The organism is Rhodopseudomonas sp. BR0C11 (assembly GCF_010820945.1).
Lineage (GTDB): Bacteria > Pseudomonadota > Alphaproteobacteria > Rhizobiales > Xanthobacteraceae > Rhodopseudomonas > Rhodopseudomonas palustris_H.
Genome location: NZ_QTKI01000840.1, coordinates 1 through 500 on the forward strand (window position 1 = coordinate 1; position 500 = coordinate 500).

The window sequence follows — 500 nt, forward strand, 5'->3', positions numbered from 1 at the left end:
GGCTTCAAGTCCTTGCGTTCGATCTCTTCCAGCCGCAGCGACTCGGGAGGTCCGAGTTCGCGGCACACCACAGCCTTCGGCATCAGGCGGCACCCGCCTTGCGACGAGCCAGCGCCTCGCGCACCAACGGAAGCCGGTCGTTACCAAAATACATGTCGGTCTTGTCCACAAAGATGGTCGGCGAGCCGAAGCCGCCGCGTGCCATCACCTCGTCGGTGTTGTCCTTAAGCTGGTCCTTGATGCTCTGCTCCGCGATCGCGGCGAAGAATGCCTGCGGGTCGAGGCCGCACCGAGCACAGATGACGGTCAGAACGTCGTCTTTGGAGATGTCCTGATCGTCGCCCCAATACGCTTCGAACACCGCGGTCGCAAACGACACCATCGCGTCGGGCTTGTCGCGCAGCAACCAGAGACAGCCGCGCATCGCCTTGACGCTGTTCACCGGAAACACGCTGGGCGGCATCTTGATCGGAAGGCCCGCCGAGCGCGCCCAATCCGAC

At 63.4% G+C, this 500-nt stretch carries 1 protein-coding gene; it reads right to left on the reverse strand.

Annotation, left to right across the window (positions count from 1 at the left end):
- Positions 1-82: 82 nt before the first annotated feature.
- Positions 83-500 (reverse strand): 2-hydroxychromene-2-carboxylate isomerase (locus DYI24_RS27710; protein WP_164574579.1); only part of this gene is annotated, 418 nt, incomplete at its 5' end.